The sequence below is a fragment of the Flavobacterium sp. GNP011 genome, assembly GCF_056428925.1.
Window position 1 is genome coordinate 178,588 of the sequence record NZ_JBWJVJ010000001.1, and the last position, 19,789, is coordinate 198,376.

The 19,789-nt window shown below is 35.4% G+C and carries 17 protein-coding genes; 9 read left to right on the top strand and 8 right to left on the bottom strand.

From position 1 onward, the window contains the following. Window positions 1–102: 102 nt before the first annotated feature. Window positions 103–708: a hypothetical protein gene (locus AC061E_RS00755; protein WP_478284555.1), complete on the top strand. Its 606-nt coding sequence runs from the start codon at window positions 103–105 to the stop codon at window positions 706–708. Further along, window positions 701–4,069: a transcription-repair coupling factor gene (gene mfd / locus AC061E_RS00760; protein WP_478284556.1), complete on the top strand. Its 3,369-nt coding sequence runs from the start codon at window positions 701–703 to the stop codon at window positions 4,067–4,069. Before AC061E_RS00755 ends, mfd begins: the two co-directional genes overlap by 8 nt. Window positions 4,070–4,125: 56 nt before the next feature. On the opposite strand, the gene AC061E_RS00765 is transcribed toward mfd, so the two are convergent. The 3 genes from AC061E_RS00765 to AC061E_RS00775 all read right to left on the bottom strand — a co-directional run bounded on the left by AC061E_RS00765 (window position 4,126) and on the right by AC061E_RS00775 (window position 6,300). Then, the gene (locus tag AC061E_RS00765) at window positions 4,126–4,782 is read right to left on the bottom strand and encodes an aspartate kinase (protein ID WP_158730369.1); all 657 of its coding nucleotides are present in this window, start codon (window positions 4,780–4,782) and stop codon (window positions 4,126–4,128) included. Window positions 4,783–4,892: 110 nt separating this feature from the next. Continuing rightward, window positions 4,893–5,252 (bottom strand): YraN family protein, encoded by a 360-nt coding sequence (locus AC061E_RS00770; RefSeq protein WP_478284557.1) that lies wholly within the window; start codon window positions 5,250–5,252, stop codon window positions 4,893–4,895. Between the two features lie 151 nt (window positions 5,253–5,403). Next, window positions 5,404–6,300 carry a S66 peptidase family protein gene (locus tag AC061E_RS00775; protein ID WP_478284558.1) on the bottom strand — a complete coding sequence of 299 codons (897 nt, stop codon included), beginning with the start codon at window positions 6,298–6,300 and terminating at the stop codon, window positions 5,404–5,406. A 209-nt stretch (window positions 6,301–6,509) separates the two neighbouring features. Between AC061E_RS00775 and AC061E_RS00780 the strand changes: the two genes are divergently transcribed. The 3 genes from AC061E_RS00780 (at window position 6,510) to amaB (ending at window position 10,109) form a co-directional block, all read left to right on the top strand. Continuing rightward, window positions 6,510–7,634 carry an endonuclease/exonuclease/phosphatase family protein gene (locus AC061E_RS00780; RefSeq protein ID WP_478284559.1) on the top strand — a complete coding sequence of 375 codons (1,125 nt, stop codon included), beginning with the start codon at window positions 6,510–6,512 and terminating at the stop codon, window positions 7,632–7,634. Window positions 7,635–7,733: 99 nt separating this feature from the next. After that, window positions 7,734–8,273 (top strand): 3-hydroxyanthranilate 3,4-dioxygenase, encoded by a 540-nt coding sequence (locus AC061E_RS00785; RefSeq protein ID WP_478284560.1) that lies wholly within the window; start codon window positions 7,734–7,736, stop codon window positions 8,271–8,273. A gap of 282 nt (window positions 8,274–8,555) precedes the next feature. Further along, window positions 8,556–10,109 (top strand): L-piperidine-6-carboxylate dehydrogenase, encoded by a 1,554-nt coding sequence (gene amaB / locus AC061E_RS00790; RefSeq protein WP_478284561.1) that lies wholly within the window; start codon window positions 8,556–8,558, stop codon window positions 10,107–10,109. A gap of 75 nt (window positions 10,110–10,184) precedes the next feature. On the opposite strand, the gene AC061E_RS00795 is transcribed toward amaB, so the two are convergent. The 5 genes from AC061E_RS00795 to AC061E_RS00815 all read right to left on the bottom strand — a co-directional run bounded on the left by AC061E_RS00795 (window position 10,185) and on the right by AC061E_RS00815 (window position 14,863). After that, window positions 10,185–10,682: a DUF6646 family protein gene (locus AC061E_RS00795; RefSeq protein ID WP_478284562.1), complete on the bottom strand. Its 498-nt coding sequence runs from the start codon at window positions 10,680–10,682 to the stop codon at window positions 10,185–10,187. A gap of 41 nt (window positions 10,683–10,723) precedes the next feature. Next, the gene (locus tag AC061E_RS00800) at window positions 10,724–11,449 is read right to left on the bottom strand and encodes a metallophosphoesterase family protein (RefSeq protein WP_478284563.1); all 726 of its coding nucleotides are present in this window, start codon (window positions 11,447–11,449) and stop codon (window positions 10,724–10,726) included. A gap of 456 nt (window positions 11,450–11,905) precedes the next feature. Continuing rightward, window positions 11,906–13,045 carry an ATP-binding protein gene (locus AC061E_RS00805; protein WP_478284564.1) on the bottom strand — a complete coding sequence of 380 codons (1,140 nt, stop codon included), beginning with the start codon at window positions 13,043–13,045 and terminating at the stop codon, window positions 11,906–11,908. Between the two features lie 149 nt (window positions 13,046–13,194). Beyond that, window positions 13,195–13,953 (bottom strand): SDR family NAD(P)-dependent oxidoreductase, encoded by a 759-nt coding sequence (locus AC061E_RS00810; protein ID WP_478284565.1) that lies wholly within the window; start codon window positions 13,951–13,953, stop codon window positions 13,195–13,197. A gap of 37 nt (window positions 13,954–13,990) precedes the next feature. Beyond that, window positions 13,991–14,863, bottom strand: coding sequence for an aldo/keto reductase (locus AC061E_RS00815; protein WP_478284566.1), 873 nt, complete (start codon window positions 14,861–14,863; stop codon window positions 13,991–13,993). 212 nt (window positions 14,864–15,075) lie between these two features. Between AC061E_RS00815 and AC061E_RS00820 the strand changes: the two genes are divergently transcribed. From AC061E_RS00820 to AC061E_RS00835, 4 genes are all read left to right on the top strand, one after another. Then, entirely contained in the window at window positions 15,076–16,080 is a 1,005-nt protein-coding gene (locus AC061E_RS00820; RefSeq protein WP_144890199.1) for an AAA family ATPase, read from the top strand. 83 nt (window positions 16,081–16,163) lie between these two features. Continuing rightward, window positions 16,164–17,027, top strand: a complete 864-nt coding sequence (locus AC061E_RS00825; protein ID WP_478284567.1) for a DUF58 domain-containing protein — start codon at window positions 16,164–16,166, stop codon at window positions 17,025–17,027. 106 nt (window positions 17,028–17,133) lie between these two features. After that, window positions 17,134–18,765 (top strand): hypothetical protein, encoded by a 1,632-nt coding sequence (locus AC061E_RS00830; RefSeq protein WP_478284568.1) that lies wholly within the window; start codon window positions 17,134–17,136, stop codon window positions 18,763–18,765. Next, window positions 18,765–19,766: a vWA domain-containing protein gene (locus AC061E_RS00835; RefSeq protein ID WP_478284569.1), complete on the top strand. Its 1,002-nt coding sequence runs from the start codon at window positions 18,765–18,767 to the stop codon at window positions 19,764–19,766. Before AC061E_RS00830 ends, AC061E_RS00835 begins: the two co-directional genes overlap by 1 nt. Window positions 19,767–19,789: the final 23 nt, after the last annotated feature.

Sequence of the window (19,789 nt, forward strand, 5' to 3'; positions counted from 1 at the left end):
TTATTGCTAAAATACAATATATAGGTACTAGATTGTTATTCGATTTCTATAATTCATAATTGTAAATTTACTTTGTAACTTTGTACTTTAACTTATGTAAAAATGAAATACTCTTCCTTTGTGTTCCTCATGCTGGTTTTACTTGTAAGCTCTTGTAAAGATGAGGTTGATAACCGCGTTTTGGAAAACAAAAAAGAAGTTCAAAAACAAGAAGTGATCTTAAAAAACATTCAAAAAAATTGGAATTTTTATGACACTCCTCTTACTGAAGCTTCCGAGAAAAGTTTGTCTTCCTGGAATGAATTCCGACTTTTTCTTGATGAATTATCTCAAAAACCAAAAAACACAGCCAACGCCTATCAGCGTAAAGCCAAAGCGCTTTCTAAAAAAGCAATTGCGCTACAGGATAGAATACCATATGAATATGACAAACCTCAAATAAAAAGTAGAATTGCAACCCTAGTTACTAAGGTAAGAATGCTTGACTTATTTATACACCTGGATCAAATTCCAGATAAAAAAGTGGCTCTTTTGATAGCAGAAATAAATCTAGAATTAGTTTCGCTACAAAGACAAATGGATAAAATTGTAGAAAAAAGTAAAATCCCGCTAGAAGAAGGGGAATCTGAGCTTAGACGAATGCTAGATTCTACACGAGCAATTCCAAATACACCAATAATAGACCCAAATATACCCCGAGTTGAGTAAAACTGCCCTATACACGATTTATGATAATACGCCTCAAAACCTGCAAATTGTTGCGTGTTTACAGGATAACAACGCCGTAAAAATGCATTTGTCGGGACTCTTGGGTTCGGCAGTATCATTTGTAATTCGTTCTATTTTCAAAAAAGCAGAGTTGCCTTTTTTAATTGTTTTAAACAATAAAGAAGAAGCAGCCTACTACTTGAATGATCTCGAACAAATGATTGGAGAGCAAGACGTACTTTTTTATCCCGGTTCATTTCGTCGTCCGTATCAAATTGAGGAAACAGATAACGCTAATGTACTGCTTCGTGCCGAAGTATTGAATCGTATAAATTCTAGAAAAAAACCGGCCGTTATTGTCACGTATCCCGAAGCTTTGTTTGAAAAAGTGGTTACCCGAAAAGAGCTGGATAAGAACACCCTAAAAGTGGCGATCAATGATAAAATTTCGATAGATTTCATTAACGAAGTTTTATTTGAATACGAGTTTAAGAGAGTTGATTTTATTACTGAGCCTGGAGAATTTTCGGTTCGTGGAGGAATCGTGGATGTATTTTCATTTTCAAATGATGACCCGTACCGAATTGAGTTTTTTGGGGACGAGGTAGAGAGTATCAGAACCTTCGATGTAGCAACACAATTGTCTATTGCAACTCAAAAAAAGATCACAATAATTCCAAATGTTGAAAACAAAGTTTTTCAGGAAAATAGAGAGAGTTTTTTAGATTATATTTCAGAAAAAACGGTTATTTTTATTCAAAATACCGAAGATTTTTTAGCACAACTAGACAAACAATTTGGCAAAGCTGAGGAAGCTTTTGCAAAATTATCACAGGAAATAAAACGCGCTTCACCAGAACAATTATTCTTAAATCAAGCCGAATTTATAAAAAGAGCTTTGGATTTTGCGGTGGTAGAATGGGGATCAAAACCTATTTTTAGAACCACCAAAAAATTTGAATACCATATAAAACCACAGCCGTCATTCAACAAACAATTTGATTTGTTGTTGAATAATTTAAATGAAAATCATTTCAATGGCTACAAAAATTATTTGTTCTGTTCGAATGATGCGCAAGCCAAGCGTTTTCATGATATTTTTGAAAGTTTAGACGAAGCCAATTCCGAAAACATTCGTAAGCAATACAATACTGTTGTGTTGCCGTTGTATCAAGGTTTTGTGGACGAAGAAAACCAAATCACGTGTTATACAGATCATCAAATTTTTGAACGCTACCATAAATTCAGCATCAAAAATGGCTATTCAAAAAAACAAAATATCACTTTAAAGGAGCTTACAACACTTTCTGTGGGAGATTATGTTACGCATATTGACCACGGAATAGGCCGTTTTGGAGGTTTGCAAAAAATACAAGTCGAAGGCAAAACACAAGAAGCCATCAAGCTCGTTTATGCCGATAATGACATTGTGTATGTGAGTATTCACTCCTTACACAAAATTTCAAAATACAACGGAAAAGACGGTACGCCACCCAAAATATACAAACTGGGTTCGAATGCTTGGAAAATTTTAAAACAAAAAACTAAGGCGCGTGTTAAGCATATTGCCTTCAATTTGATTCAGCTTTACGCCAAAAGAAGACTCGAAAAAGGGTTCCAGTACGCGCCCGACAGTTACTTGCAAAATGAATTAGAAAGTTCGTTCATTTACGAGGATACGCCAGACCAAACTAAATCAACGGCAGAAGTAAAAGCGGATATGGAAAGCGATAGACCGATGGATCGCTTGGTTTGTGGTGACGTAGGTTTTGGTAAAACCGAAGTAGCAATTCGTGCGGCTTTCAAAGCAGTGGATAACAGCAAACAAGTTGCCATTTTGGTTCCCACAACCATTTTGGCTTACCAACATTACCGCACTTTTACGGAACGATTGAAAGATATGCCTGTATCAATTGGCTATCTAAACCGTTTTAGAACCGCAAAACAAAAAACCGAAACACTAAAATTATTAGCCGAAGGCAAACTGGATATTGTGATAGGAACCCATCAATTAGTCAATAAAAATGTAGTTTTCAAAGACCTTGGCTTATTGATTGTAGATGAGGAACAAAAATTTGGTGTCAACGTAAAAGACAAACTCAAAACCATAGCTGCTAATGTGGATACGTTAACACTAACAGCAACGCCAATCCCGAGAACATTGCAGTTTTCATTGATGGCAGCCCGAGATTTATCAGTGATTACTACGCCGCCACCTAATAGATATCCTATTGAAACGAATGTCGTTGGTTTTAGCGAAGAGACTATTCGAGATGCTATTTCGTATGAAATTCAGCGTAATGGGCAGGTTTTCTTTATCAATAATCGAATTGAGAACATCAAGGAAGTAGCCGGAATGATTCAGCGTTTGGTTCCCAATGCAAGGGTAGGTATTGGTCATGGCCAAATGGATGGCAAAAAACTCGAAGAGTTGATGTTGGCTTTCATGAATGGTGAATTTGATGTTTTAGTCGCAACAACCATTATCGAAAGCGGATTGGATGTACCCAATGCGAACACGATTTTTATCAATAATGCCAATAATTTCGGACTGTCTGATTTGCATCAAATGCGTGGACGAGTAGGACGTAGCAACAAGAAAGCGTTCTGCTATTTTATCTGTCCGCCATATTCAAGTATGACCGAAGATGCTCGTAAACGTATTCAAGCCTTGGAACAATTCAGTGAATTGGGAAGCGGATTTAACATTGCCATGAAAGATTTAGAGATTCGTGGTGCTGGAGATTTATTGGGCGGCGAGCAAAGCGGTTTCATAAACGAAATTGGTTTTGATACCTATCAAAAAATAATGAACGAGGCTATTGATGAGTTGAAAGAAAATGAATTCAAGGATTTGTATCCCGAGGAAAACAATTTAGAAACCAAAGAATACGTCAAAGAATTACAAATTGATACTGATTTTGAATTGCTGTTTTCAGATGAATACATCAATAATGTAGCAGAGCGATTGAGTTTGTATAATGAGCTAGGCGATGTAAAAAATGAGGAAGAGCTTACTGTTTTTCAGGATAAATTAATTGACCGTTTTGGTCCAATGCCGCCACGTGCCAAAGCATTGATGAACAGCATACGCATTAAGTGGATTGCTACACGGGTAGGAATCGAGAAATTAGTGATGAAGCAAGGTAAAATGATTGGCTATTTTGTCTCGGATCAACAATCCGATTATTACCAATCCAAGCGATTCATGCAAGTTGTGAATTTTGTTCAAAAAAACAGTGCTATTTGTAGAATGAAAGAAAAGCAAACTCCTGCAGGATTACGTTTGCTCTTAACCTTTGATGACGCCAAAACTACTCGCAGGTGTTTGGAACTGATGGAGCTTTTGGGAGGAGAATAATAAACAAAGCTTCCAGCCTTTTGAAGGTTGGAAGCTTTGTTTATTTTAGAATGTTCTTAATTCTTCAAATCTTTTATCACTTTAAAAGCAACATCAACTTGTTCTTCACTTACTAAAATAGTGAACTCGTTTGATGTCGAAATTACTTCGTTAATAATAATTCCTTCCCAAGCCAAACGTTGAAAGATGAAATAGTAAATTCCAGGAACTACAATATTTTCTTTGGGTAATTTTACAGTAATTGAGGCTAGATCATCTAGTTTTTGAATCAATTTTTCACTTGCAAAATGTTTGTCTACAAGATGATTGATGCTGTTGCTTACTACAATATTCGTTTCGTTTACCCCTCTTGATGAAGTATAAAAAATGTCTGGCAATGCATTGATATCCGCAATTAAATCGGCCTGTTTGTTCAAAACCGTTTCAGAGGCTGCAAAAGTATAGTCCGTCAATGCTGATCGAACGGTGATTTCGCCAATGTTTTTGATGACTTTATTGATCTTGTGGTTGAGTCTAAAATCCAATTCCTCTGTCAATCTTTTCAATGCCATTACTACAGCACCTTGCTTCACTTCTTTGCCAAATTCACTTTCTAATTCCGTCATGATATTTCGGGATAATGAAGTTAAATTGATAATGCCTAATGATAAAGCATTTAGTAAAAAAGGTTTAGTTTTAATGTAGTTTTCAACAATTGAAGAAACAGTTTTCATGATGGATTTTTTTTAGTTAGTCGTTATTTTACGCGTAGTTAGTGTGTAAATAAAGCGCAAATATAAATAAAAAAACATTTTGTTACAAATATAACATCTAGAAAATATGTTTAAAAGTGATAAAACGCATCGATAAGGTGCTCAATCACAAAAGATTTATCCTCTTTATGAATGGCTATGATATCAAAACGAACTTCTAGGTCAAGATCATTTTGAGTGACATAAGCATCTACAGCCTTTACTAAGAGTTGGATTTTTTTTGGCTTCACAAAATCCTGTGGTAAACCAAAATCCAAGGAAGATCTTGTTTTTACTTCGACCACAGCAAGAACAGCTGCTTTTTTAGCCAAGATGTCAATTTCTGCTTTTTGAAACGTATAATTGGTTTGCAAAATAGTGTAGCCTTCCTTTTTGAGGAATTCAACAGCCATTTCTTCGCCAAGTTTACCAAGTTCGTTGTGTTCAGCCATTTAAAAATTTTGTTTCAAGTTTGAGGTTTCAAGTTTTTTAATTTCTGCAACTAAAATTCATCAATGAAAAAAACATAATTCAGTGTACTGCAGAAGTTCCCAAACTGCTTCTGCCAAGTCTCCCACTCCTTCGGAGGGAGTAGGCTTTTTTTTATTCAAATGTAAGTGTTCCGCCTTTTTCCTGCACGTCTAGTGTGACATTACTTCCCAAAATCAATGCTCTATTGTCTTGAATGTGCCCTGCCGGAAAATTATACAATATTGGAATCGTGTATTTTTGTGTAACGTCTTCAATAATTTCGAGTGCATTTTTACCCCACGAAATATCGTTGTCTTTCATTTTTGTCATAGATCCTACCACAATTCCTTTAATGCTTTCGAGGCAACCGTTGCGCTTTAAGTTCATCATCATGCGGTCGATATGGTATAAATATTCGTCAAGATCTTCAATAAATAAAATTTTATCAGAACAATCAATTGCAGATGTAGAGCCAAACAGACTGTACAAGATGGATAAATTTCCGCCAACTAATTGACCTGTTGCTTTTCCGAGTTTGTTTTTTGCAGTTGCGGCAACCGCATAGGATAACTTTTCTCCAAACAATGCCATACGCAATGTTTCAATAGCTTGTGGTGTTGCTCTTGGTGCAGTGAGTGGCATAATGGCATGTAGCGACTGGTATCCTAAGGTATTCAAATGACTGTGTAATACGGTCACATCGCTAAAACCAACGATCCATTTTGGATTCTTTTTAAAATTTTTAAAATCTAGTAAGTCAATCATTCTTACCGTGCCGTAACCCCCTTTCACACACCAAATTGCTTTAATATTTGGATTGTCCAGTTGCGCTTGAAAATCAGCTGCGCGTTGCTCGTCTGTGCCAGCGAGTTGGTTGTTGTCTAATCCAATCGTTTTTCCAATGATTACCTCAAGGCCCCAACTGTGTAGCAAGTCAATTGCTGGCTTTAAGTTATCATCAATATTTTTTCTGGCTGTTGCTACAAGGGCAATAGTATCTCCTTTTTGTAAATAAGGTGGTGTTATCATAGTGGGTTGTGATTGACAAGGTAATGTTCGAAAAACAAAAATAAACAATAGTACCCAATAAAAAATGGGATTATAAATGTTGTGTGTATTGGTATACTGTTTCATCAAATTAAGCAACACGGTTTATGATTTCAAAGATAGTCATTTAAGAAAGAATACGAAATTCGATACAAATCACTATTTTTATCCTGAATTAATTGATTTTAATTATGTTGTACTTTAAAGTTAGGTTTTACAAAACCCTATTGGCACTGCTTTTTTTGTTGAGTTGGAGTTCGGTTGGGAATGCTCAATCCAAAAAATACATTATTCATACTGTAGCTTTTTATAATTTCGAAAATTTATTTGACACCATAAACGACCCAGACACTTATGATGAGGAGTGGACACCTAAGGGCACCCAGAAATGGACGTATGATAAATATCAAAAAAAACTTAGTAATCTAGCTCGTGTGCTTGCAGAAATTGGTTCTTCAGAAAATCCAGATTCACCCACCTTCATTGGCGGATGCGAAATAGAAAATCGTGCTGTACTTGAAGATCTTGTAAAAGAACCAAAAATCATCGATAAAGAGTACGGAATCATACATTTTGATTCGCCCGATAAAAGAGGAATCGATGTAGCCTTATTGTATCAAAAAAAGAAATTCCAACCCACTAGCTTTAGCAATATCCCTTTATATCTTTATAAAAAAGGAAACTCACAAACCGAAGAGGTTCTCGAAAAAACTGAGGACATTACCGATGATAAGCCCCAAGTAAACACTAAAAATTATAGAGTATATACTAGAGACCAACTTTTAGTAACTGGTTTTTTAGATGGTGAGGAAGTACATATTATTGTGAACCACTGGCCATCGCGTTCTGGAGGTGAAAAAAAATCAAGCCCGTATCGCGAGGCAGCAGGCTTGCTAAACAGGAAAATAATTGATTCGTTACAGCAAATTAATCCCGAAGCAAAAATCATTACCATGGGCGATCTCAATGATGGACCTTACAATAAAAGTGTAAAAATAGGGCTTGGCGCCAAAGCCAAAAAAGCCTCCGTACCAGAGTTTGGGATTTACAACCCCTTCGAAGAAATGGCTCAGAAAGGTTTAGGTACCATTGCGCATCGAGATGCCTGGGATATTTTTGACCAAATAATGCTTTCTGAGACTTTAATTCGTTCCGGTTTCTCGAGCTATCGTTTCTGGAAAGCAGGTATTTACAACAAGCCTTTTTTGATACAAAACAGCGGGCAGTACAAAGGATATCCGTTGCGGCATTCTGTATCCGAAATTGGTTTCAGTGATCACTTTCCCGTTTATATTTATTTAATCAAACAAAAATAAGGCTAAGCCGCCTTCGTTTTTTTTGTAAAAAATTAGTCGCTTGATTCATTTAAAATCTTAGTACCTTAGTGGCTTAGTAACTTTGAAACTCATACTAAAATGGCAATCGCAAAACCTTTCAACCTCAATGCATGGATTAATGAGAACCGTCATCTTCTTAAACCGCCCGTTGGGAACAAAAATTTATATACAGAGTCTGGTGATTATATCGTTATGATTGTTGCTGGCCCAAACGCCCGTAAAGACTACCATTACAATGAAACCGAAGAACTATTTTACCAACTCGAAGGTTCTATAAAAGTAATTATTCAAGAAGATGGAGAGCGCAAGGAAATGGAATTACTTCCTGGCGACATGTATCTTAATCCAGCCAAAACGCCTCATTCGCCTGTACGCTCCGAGGGTTCTATTGGGCTTGTCATAGAAAGAAAAAGAGCCGGACAAGGATTTACAGATGGCCTGCTTTGGTTTTGTGATTCGTGCAACCACAAATTGCACGAGGTTTATTTTGAACTTCATAATATCGAAAAAGATTTCTTGCCTCATTTCAAGCATTTCTATAATTCAGAAAGCTTGCGCACTTGCGATTCGTGCTGCACAGTCATGCAGGCCGATCCTAAATTTGTTTCTAAAGACTAGTTTTTTTAGGAGCTATTCCCGTCATCCGCTGTATCTTTTATTCCTGCAAAGGCAGTCATAAAAGGATGCCGCTACTACCGGGGCTAGAAAATAGTACATCAAATAGACGATATGTTTTTTCATTTTGAAATTTCAATCACGGCACAAACTCGAATACGGTGGTGTTTTCACATACAAATTTATATATTCAATCAAGTAAAATTGCAGTTTCACACTGTTGTATTTCAAGTCAAATCAATATATTTGTAAAAAAATATAACAATATTTAATAAAAAAGTTACAATGATAACAATAGCAGATCAATTCGGAATGAAAGAAGCATTGGCGCAATTGGGCGTACAACCCATAAACGAAGGAACGTCAACAGGAATAAATCATTTTTCAAACGGTGAAATTCTAGAAAGTCATTCACCAGTAGATGGCCAGCTGATAGCTTCGGTAAAAACAACAACCGCTACCGATTATGAAAAAGTAATGCAGACTGCTACTGAGGCATTCAAGACTTTTAAAACAATGCCAGCGCCACAACGCGGTGAAATTGTACGCCAGTTTGGTGAAAAATTACGTAAAAATAAAGAAGCTTTAGGCAAGTTAGTTTCCTATGAAATGGGGAAATCATTGCAAGAAGGATATGGAGAAGTTCAAGAAATGATTGACATCTGTGATTTTGCAGTAGGATTATCTCGTCAATTACACGGTTTAACCATGCACTCTGAACGTCCTGGACATAGAATGTATGAACAATACCATCCAATGGGAGTTGTGGGAATTATTTCAGCTTTCAATTTCCCAGTAGCAGTTTGGGCTTGGAACACAGCATTAGCATGGATTTGCGGCGATGTTTGCGTTTGGAAACCATCTGAAAAAACACCTCTTTGTGGTATTGCTTGCCAAAATATTATTGCCGAAGTAATTAAAGAAAACAACCTTCCAGAAGGAATTTCTTGTTTGATCAACGGAGATTATAAAGTAGGCGAAATGATGACTAACGACAAACGCGTTCCATTAGTATCTGCAACAGGTTCTACTCGTATGGGTAAAATTGTAGCGCAAGCGGTTGCTGCTCGTCTTGGAAAATCATTGTTAGAATTAGGTGGTAATAATGCCATCATTGTAACTCCAGATGCGGATATAAAAATGACAGTTATTGGTGCTGTATTTGGTGCCGTAGGAACAGCAGGGCAACGTTGTACTTCAACACGTAGATTGATCATTCACGAAAGTATTTATGATACGGTAAAAGATGCCATGGTATCAGCTTACAAGCAATTGCGTATTGGTAATCCATTAGATGAAAACAACCATGTTGGTCCAGTAATTGACATACATGCTGTAGAAATGTATAATAAAGCGCTAGAAAAAGTAGTTGCCGAAGGTGGAAAAATTCTTGTAGAAGGCGGAGTGTTTTCTGGTGAAGGATTTGAAAGTGGTTGTTATGTAAAACCAGCCATCGCTGAGGCTGACAACACTTTTGAAATTGTACAACACGAAACTTTTGCTCCTGTATTGTACTTATTAAAATATTCTGGAACGGTAGAGAATGCCATTGCAATTCAAAACGGAGTAGCACAAGGATTGTCATCTGCAATTATGACAAACAATTTGCGTGAAGCTGAATTATTTTTATCAGTAACGGGTTCTGATTGCGGTATAGCAAACGTAAACATTGGAACTTCAGGTGCCGAAATTGGAGGTGCTTTTGGTGGCGAAAAAGAAACAGGTGGAGGTCGTGAGTCTGGCTCTGATGCTTGGAAAGTGTATATGCGTCGTCAAACAAATACCATTAATTACACTACGAGTTTACCCTTAGCACAAGGAATTAAATTTGATTTGTAATAGAATAATTAGAAATACTAAAAAAGGCAATTTGAAATTTCAAATTGCCTTTTTTTATTTTAAAATAGTTTTGTTTTACAAATTAAAAGAAGCGCCTACATTAAAAGTAAACTGATTGTTTAATTTGTCAAAACCGATAGGATTCGTTTTGTAGCTTGCAATAGGAATTCCAGCTTCGGTAAAAATTCCGAAACCTTCAGTAAAGAAATAACGGAAACCCAAGTGAGCACCAAAATTGCGTAAGCCTAAATCCAGTCCAGGATAGATATCCATTTTTGGGTCTAGTTCAAATACATTTCCTAAATTAGCGCTAAATCTTCCTTTTACGTCAATTCTATCTCCAAATTCTGGTTTGTTTCCCAGCGCATCATTCGACACAGATAATAAATAAGAAGACGCAATCCCGAAAGACATGTTTTCACCCAGGCCAAAATCTGTTGCAACTCTTATTCCTGTACCTCCGTCTTGAATTGTTGTACCAAGGTCAAATTTTACATCTCCAGCCCCTTTAAAAGCTTGAGCTTGTGACAGTCCTACTGTTAATAGCAATGCTAGTGTAATAATCTTTTTCATACTTATTTTTTTTTAATGGTGTAAAAGTACTGCAATAATAATTAATTTCTTCCTTTTTCGTCAAAATACAATTGATGTAAAGGCTCGCTTTGCCAGAACTCTTTAGTATCTACATCAAGTATGGTTAATGCTCCCTTAAAAGCTGCTCCTGTATCTACGTTCCAAACATTTGCTTTTTGGACCGGAGTTGTTTCTCCTATGCGTGTTACAGGCGTGTGCCCTATGTAAATTTCTTCATATAATGTAAAACGTTTTGGATAAAAAGGATGGTCTGTTTTCATTCTGTCATCCAGCGCTAGCGCTGTTTCCCACAAGGTTCTATCCCAGTAAAATTGACCTGGAAAATATTCAAAATTAACTCCGTTTACATTTGTGAAACCAGCATGTACATACAAGCGTCTTTTATCATCAAGATGGTAATTTTCTAATGATTTTAAAAAAGCAACGTGTTTTTGTTTTGTAGCGACACTTACAAGTTCATAGGCGTTTACGGTTGCTTCACCACCATGTTTGTACCATAGCAGATTGTCTTTACTTTCATCAAGCCACTCTAATAATAAGTCATCGTGATTGCCGCGGATACAAATGCAATTTTGTTTGGTTTTTAAATCTATTATAAAATCTAGTACTTGAGGGGATTGACTCCATCCGTCTACATAATCACCTAAAAAAATAAGTTTATCTTTTGTGGTAACTTTGGCTCTTTCCATTATTTGGTGAAGTGCTCTTAAACCACCATGGATATCGCCTATAACAAGTGTTCTCATGTACGTACTGTTTTTTTAATGTTGCAAAATTACTAGAAAATTATTCTAGTTGATACTTTATTTTACAGGCCAAAATACACTTTCTTTTTTTACTTTAACGATAAAAAGGTAGCGGAATTTACTTTTTTTTAAGATGTTTTTTGTAGTTTTAAAAATCACTGTTTTTAGTGAGTAATTATTTAGTTTTTTTAGTTTAAATTTACAAAAAATACTAAATTTCCTTAAGATGGGTGTAATTGTAGAATTATCATTGTTTATAGCTAAATTTATTTGCCAATTGGTTAAAGAATTACTGGCTTTTTTTTAATATTAGTCCTTTTTTATGTTCAACTATTTACATACTCAAAAGATGTAAATAGTTAAGATAGAAGTGAAGTCAATAGAATAAAAACTTATTTAGCTTTATTAATAAGTTTTTTTTAGATATTTGGGAAGTATTTTAAATCCTAAAATTTTTTATTGAACGTCATATTTCATTTTTCTTAAAATCCGTAATGACTCCTTAAACGATAAATACACGTGGTTAAAAGGTTTCAATATTGGCTTAGCATCAATCAATTTTTGTTTGGCATCTTCAAAACCGTTGAGGTAACATATCATGAAGGTAGAGGGTAAGTTTTCTAAATCTTTGTTTTCTCTATGGTTTAACTCAAATCCCTTTTCTAGCTTTTTTAAGATACTAAGGTTCACATTGTAAATATGAAATAGTAATTTTTTATTGAATTCTGGCGGTTGAAATAAAAACTCTCTTTCAATTTTATAATATCCATTATCTTGAAAATGGATGGTTTGTTTTTCAAGTGGGTAATAGCTGGTTTTATCATTTAAACCCAATGGAACATATTCAATAATAATAAAAGTATCTTCGTCAAAAGTGATTTCAACCACATCTTGTGCCGAATAAAAGAGTTTAATTTGCTCATTAATTAATTCAATATCTACACGTGAGAGATAGGTTTTATCTCGAGATTTCTTAGCAATACCTGCCCAGCAAATAACAAATAATTCTTTGAAGACTTTGTATTTTGGTGACATATCCTTGTGCCGAAGGTTCATAAAATCCATAACACCATCAAGCGTATTTTCAATACTATTTCTAGAGTTGTTTTCTATACCAATAACTGTCTCCGTGTTTTGATAATTTTTTTCAAAGTCTCCGTCAAGTGGTATGGTATTGCTGCCGCGTCTAATAAAAATAGATGCTATGGGGATGGTATGAATTCCTTTTTTAAAGCATGAAATTTTGTTTTTTGGTTTTATAGTCACTAGACCAACAACCTTGTCTTTTGGCAAATTAGGAAAAGGAACATTCTCGTATTGAATTTTGGGCGGATTTTCTAGATAGGCGTTTACAAGATTTTGGATACGGCTATCGTCAAAAAAATCATCACCTACAATTGTATTTTCTTGATCTTCAACACCCACAACTATGTATGAATTATTTGTGGGATTTGAGTTAGAAAGGGCGCAAATATGTTTTAAAAATTTTGCTTTTCCCTCACGGGAATGCAAGTTCAACTGTCTTTTTTTATCATAAAAACTACTCTCGTCATTATGAGCGAGTAAGTTTTTGATAAGTAGACGTTTGTTGATCATTACGAGAGACTATTTTTATTTTTGTTAAGGTGTTTTTTCAATCCTATTTTAAATTTTTGTCTCAGAATATAGAAAAAGGAACCGCTAATCATCAAATTTTAAATTTATTAGATAAAATTCTAATTAGCGGTTAATTTTTCAAATTATTTCTAAACAATTTCCTTTTTTAAGATAGTAGCAGCTGCTTGGGCTGTCGGTAGCACCATCAAGTCGGCAATGTTTACATGATATGGTCTTGACACCACAAAATGAATAATATCGGCAATATCCTCGGCACGCAAGGGTTCAAATCCTTTATATACATTTGCGGCTTTTTCTGTATCGCCTTTAAATCGTACCTCGCTAAACTCGGTCTCTACAGCGCCAGGATGTATGCCACCCACTCGTATGCCGTAGGGATTTAAGTCCATTCTCATAGCTTGGTTGAGTGCATCAACGGCGTGTTTAGAGGCGCAATATACATTTCCATTTGGATACACTTCTTTTCCAGCTATAGATCCTATGTTAATGATATGACCTGATTTTCGTTCTATCATTCCAGGAATCACAGCTTTTGAAACATATAAAAGTCCCTTGACATTAATATCAATCATCGCATCCCAATCGTCTAAATTTCCGTTTTGAATCGGGTCAAGTCCATGCGCGTTTCCTGCATTATTAATCAAAATATCTATGGTTGCGAAGCTCTCAGGGATGGAGTTAATACTATCAAAAACGGCTTTCTTGTCACGAACATCAAAGTTTAAAGTGTGAACTTCAGTGAGTTTTAAGAGTTCTTGTTTTAAATCATCTAGTCGATCTTCTCGTCTTCCGCAAAGGATAATTTTATAATTGTTTTTGGCTAAAAGCTGTGCGGTTGCTTTTCCTATTCCGCTGGTAGCTCCAGTTATTAATGCAGTTTTTATCATTATTAAGATAATTTTAATTAAAGGGTTTAAAAAGATACTAAGGTACTTTATGACCCATACTTTCGGTCCAGATGGCAAACCAATCTTCATGTTCTAGTTCTAATTCAACTGCTTTTTGTAGTGATTGTATGCGTGCCACATTTACAGTTCCCGCAATAGGAATTACTTCAGCAGGATGTTTTAAAATCCAAGCCAATAAAATAGAATCAGATCCTAAATGGTATTTTGAAACCAGCGTAGCTAGTAATTTTTTTAGTCTTCTTGTTTGCGGAATATCCTCTCTAAAAACGGATCCGAGTGGATTCCATGACATAGGACGAATGCCGTGAATTTGCATGTAATCAAGGCTGCCATCGAGCATGGGCTCATGATGCGTAGCCGAAAACTGAATTTGATTGAATGAAACTTCGGTCTTGGTACGGATGAGTTCTGTTTGTGAGGTGGTAAAATTTGATAATCCGAAATCATTAATTTTTCCAGCCGTTTTTAGTTTTAAAACCGCTTCAGCAATTTCATCGGCTTGCATTAAGGGGCTAGGTCTGTGCAATAACAGTACATCTAGGTAATCTGTTTGCAGGTTTTTTAAGGAATTATCAACTGAGTTTATGATGTATTCTTGTGAATATTGGTAATTTTTAACGGTGTTATTTCTGTTTTCAGTTACCATTTGAATACCGCATTTAGAGATTAGTTGTATTCTTTCTCTATCTATTTTACTTGCGGCTAATGCTTTACCAAATTCAAATTCGGTGGTGTAATCTCCATAAATATCAGCATGGTCAAAAGTGCTTATTTTATTTTCAAGACACACATTGATCATGTTTTCCATTTCTTTGGTATTGAGTTTTTTATCCCAAATTCCCCAATTCATGACCCCTGCTATTATGGGTGATATTTTTGTTTTGCTCATGGTTGATTTTTTTTGTTTAAAGGTACAAAACTTTGAAATCAAAGTATAATATTCAAAGTTCTTAAAAATATAAAAATTGTATCACAATATGTCCTTAAAATTACCTATTTTATTGAAGTTTTAACCATTTTTTAACATCTTACTTCTAAAAAAAAATTCAATTTGCAGCTTCAAAACGAAGGCATTAAATACAAGGTTTTAAAAAAGATATAATGGAAGAAAATACGGGGACTTTAGACATAAGAGCTATCAATGAAAAAATAGAAAGAGAGAGTGCGTTCATAGATCTTTTGACTATGGAAATGAACAAAGTCATTGTGGGTCAAAAACACATGGTTGAGCGATTGTTGATTGGGCTTTTAGGCCAAGGTCATATTTTACTTGAAGGTGTACCTGGACTTGCAAAGACTCTTGCCATAAACACTTTGGCGCAAGCCGTTCAAGGATCTTTTAGCAGAATCCAGTTTACTCCAGATTTGCTTCCTGCGGATGTTGTGGGTACTATGATTTACAACATTAAGGCAAATGAATTTTCTATAAAAAAAGGTCCTATTTTTGCCAATTTTGTTTTGGCAGATGAGATCAACCGTGCTCCAGCCAAAGTTCAATCGGCGTTACTTGAGGCGATGCAGGAAAAGCAAGTAACCATTGGGGACACTACTTTTAAACTAGACAGACCTTTCTTAGTATTGGCAACTCAAAATCCAGTGGAGCAAGAAGGAACGTATCAATTGCCTGAGGCTCAAGTGGATCGTTTTATGCTGAAAACGGTTATCGATTACCCTAAGATGGAAGATGAACGCCTTGTAATTCGTCAAAATTTAAAAGGGAGTTATGAAAAAGTAAATGCTGTAGTATCTGTTGAACAAATTTTGCGAGCGCAAGAAGCCGTAAGAGAGGTGTACATGGATGAAAAGATTGAAAAATACATTTTGGATATTGTGTTTGCAACACGTTATCCTGAAAAATATAAATTAGCTGATTTAAAACCTTTAATCAGTTTTGGAGCTTCTCCTCGTGGAAGTATCAATTTGGCGAATGCCGCAAAATGTTATGCTTTTATCAAGCGCCGTGGGTATGTTATCCCAGAGGATGTTCGTGCAGTTGTGCATGATGTGTTACGCCACCGTATAGGAATTACGTATGAGGCCGAAGCAGAAAACATCACATCTGTTGACATCATCAATAAAATTGTAAACGAAGTAGAAGTACCTTAAAAATTAGTTTTCAGTTTTCAGTCACAGTGTACAAGATATGACTTGTCAACTGAACTGAAAACTGCGACTGAAAACTAAAAAAAATGGATACAAAAGACCTCTTAAAAAAAGTTCGAAAAATAGAAATTAAAACCAGAAGATTGAGCGATCACATCTTCTCGGGGGAATATCATACCTCATTTAAAGGACGCGGAATGACCTTTAGTGAGGTGCGACAGTACCAATATGGGGATGATATTCGAGCAATTGACTGGAATGTAACCGCAAGATATAATGAAGCACACGTAAAAGTTTTTGAGGAAGAACGAGAGCTGACCATGATGCTAATGGTAGATATCTCGGGATCAGAAAGTTTTGGTTCTAAAAATCAATTTAAGAAAGATATTGTTACAGAGATTGCGGCAACTATGGCTTTTTCAGCTACTCAAAACAATGATAAGATTGGTTTAATTTTGTTTTCTGACCAAATAGAATTGTATATTCCGCCAAAAAAAGGAAGGTCGCATGTATTAAGAATCATTAGAGAGTTGATAGAGTTTGAGCCAAAGAGCAAAAAAACAGATTTAGCGCAAGCCTTAAAGTTTTTATCAGGAACCCAAAAAAAGAAAGCAATAGTATTTGTTATTTCTGATTTTATGGCAAGCGGTTATGAACAAACACTAAAAATTGCAGCTAAAAAACATGATGTTACTGGAATACGAGTGTATGATATTCGGGAAGAAAAAATGCCAGATTTAGGAATGGTTCCTATGCTGGATGCCGAAACAGGTGCCATTGAGTTGATAAATACGGGGTCTAAAGCAGTTCGTACTAGTTATGAAAAACACTACCATCATAAGGTAAATTATTTTAAGGAAACGTTTAGTAAATCAGGTTCAGGTGTGGTGAACACAAGAGTTGATGAAAGTTATGTGACTAAGTTGCTGAGTTACTTTAAATCGAGGTAATAAAAACAGATTTTTGATAAAAAATAAATAGAAGTTTCGGGCTTAAATAGGGCATTACAAATTGTTTACTAGCAATCAAAAATCAAAAGAGGTTCAATAATACAACATGAAAAAACATTTATATCTACTACTATTGCTGCTTTCTACGGCTGTTTTTGCACAACAAAAGCAAGTGGTTACAAGTATTGATACAATTAAAAATAAGATTGGTGCCGAGTTTAAGTTGTCTATAAAAACAACGGTAGATTCGTCAAGCCGTGTACTTTTTCCAAAATCGAGAAACTTTGGCGCATTAGAAGTCATTCAGTCTTATCCAGTTGATACCGTTAAAATAGAAGGCCGATATGAATTGACAAAAAGATATGGACTTACCCAATTTGATTCTGGGAGGTATGTTATTCCTAGGTTTAAAATTTTCATCAACAACCAAGCCTTTCTTACGGATTCACTTTTAGTAGAAGTTGCCAATGTGCAAGTGGATACGCTAAAACAAAAAATGTATGACATTAAAGACATTGCTCCAGCAGAGGAGACTATGGGTAACTGGTGGAAATATGTTTTGGCAATTCTATTACTTGCAGGGATTGCTGTATTGATTTATTGGTTTCTAAAAAAGCGTCAGGAGAAAAAATTACAAGAAGAAGTTTTTAAAACTCCTATTGAAAAAGCAACAACATTATTAGACACCTTAGAGCGAAAAGAACTTTGGCAAAAAGGAGAAGTCAAGGCTTATTATAGTGAATTAACAGATATTGCTAGAAATTATATCGAAGAAGCGATTGAAATTCCAGCCATGGAAAGCACAACATCGGAGTTGATTCAGGGATTAAGAGCGGCTTCTGTCAAAAAGAAAATGACACTTTCACAGGAAATTATTGAAAACCTGGAGCGAGTTTTAAAGCAAGCCGATTTAGTAAAATTTGCCAAATCAAAGCCTCTTGATTTTGAAATAACGGAGGATCGCAACAAAATTCAAAAAGTTATTTTAACGTTAGATAAATCAATCCCAGTTGAGGTTCCGCTTGAAGAAGAATTACTTTTAAACGAAGCTCAAAAACAAAAACAAATTGAATTGCAATTACGCAAGCAAAGAAAAAAACGAATTCAAACCGCTATTGTAAGTGTTCTTCTTCTTGTAACTGCCGTGACCGCCTATTTTATTGCAACTAGAGGTTTTGATTTTGTGAAAGACAACATTATGGGTCACCCTACTAAAGAATTATTAGAGGGGGAATGGGTGAAAAGTGAATACGGAAATCCAGGTATTGTCATTGAAACTCCAAAGGTTTTAAAACGTGTAGATCTTACCAAAACGCTTCCTAAAAACGGAATGGCATTAATCAAAGAAATGCAATCTTTTGGTTATGGTAGCATTGTAGATCGTTTCTATGTGATGGTTTCTACTTTAAAATATAAGGCCGAAACTCAAATTGACTTGGCCAAATCAATGGATGGCGCTTTACAATCTCTAGAAGCACAAGGAGCACAAAACATGATTGTCAAGCAAGAAGAATTTGAAACGCCAGAAGGTGTAAAAGGATTAAAAGCCTACGGAACTTTTTCTCAACTGGACAGCCAAAACAAAACTACAGCACGAATGTATTATGAGGCACTATTGTTTAGTCAAGAAGGTGGTTTGCAACAAATTTTAATTTTTCATGAAGAAGGAGATTCTTATGGAAATGAAATTTCGGAACGGGTTTTAAATACAGTCGAATTAAAACAAGCAAGTAAATAATGGACAAAATCACTTTTTTAAACCCAGAATTTTTTTGGTTGTTTGTATTAATCCCAATTGTTATTTTTTGGTTTTTCCAAAAAAATAAGCAGCAATCGGCTACCTTAAAAATGAGTTCATTGGAAGGATTCAAAGGTTCAGAATCATTTTTGACTAAGTTAAAACCCACGTTAAACGTGTTGCGAGTGCTCTCCTTATGTTCGTTAATCGTTGCATTGGCACGACCAAGAACGGTAGATATTAGCAATAAAACGAAAACTACAAAAGGGATTGATATTGTAATGGCAATTGACGTATCAGGAAGTATGCTTGCCAAAGATTTGAAACCTAATAGAATGGAAGCCCTCAAGAGAGTAGCAGCCGATTTTGTTCAAGAAAGACCAAATGACCGAATTGGGCTTGTGGTTTATGCCTCTGAAGCGTATACAAAAACACCAGTAACCAGTGATAAAGCCGTTATTCTTAATGCCATTAACAGCATTAAATATGACAATGTTTTGCAAGACGGAACCGGAATTGGTATGGGACTAGCAACTGCAGTAAACAGATTAAAAGACAGTCAAGCTAAAAGTAAAGTAGTTATTTTATTGACTGATGGTGTAAATAATGCCGGATTTATTGAGCCAGAAACGGCATCTGACATTGCTAAACAATACGGAATAAAAGTGTATACGGTAGGAATTGGTACTAATGGTATGGCAATGTTTCCGTATGCTATTGCGCCTAATGGAAAATTTTTGTTCCAAATGATGAAAGTGGAGATTGATGAGCAATTAATGAAAAATATTGCCAAGAAAACCGATGGAAAATATTTTAGAGCAACCAGTAATAATAAGTTAGCCGAGATTTATGCATCGATCAATAAACTAGAAACTACAGAAATAGAAGAACTTAAGTTTTATGATTATGATGAAAAATTCAGACCGTTTATATGGATTGCTGGATTTTTAGTATTGCTGGAAGTAGGATTAAGAAATACGGTTTTTAGAAGCTTTGTATAATGACAGTCGCTCTCACAGTTTTC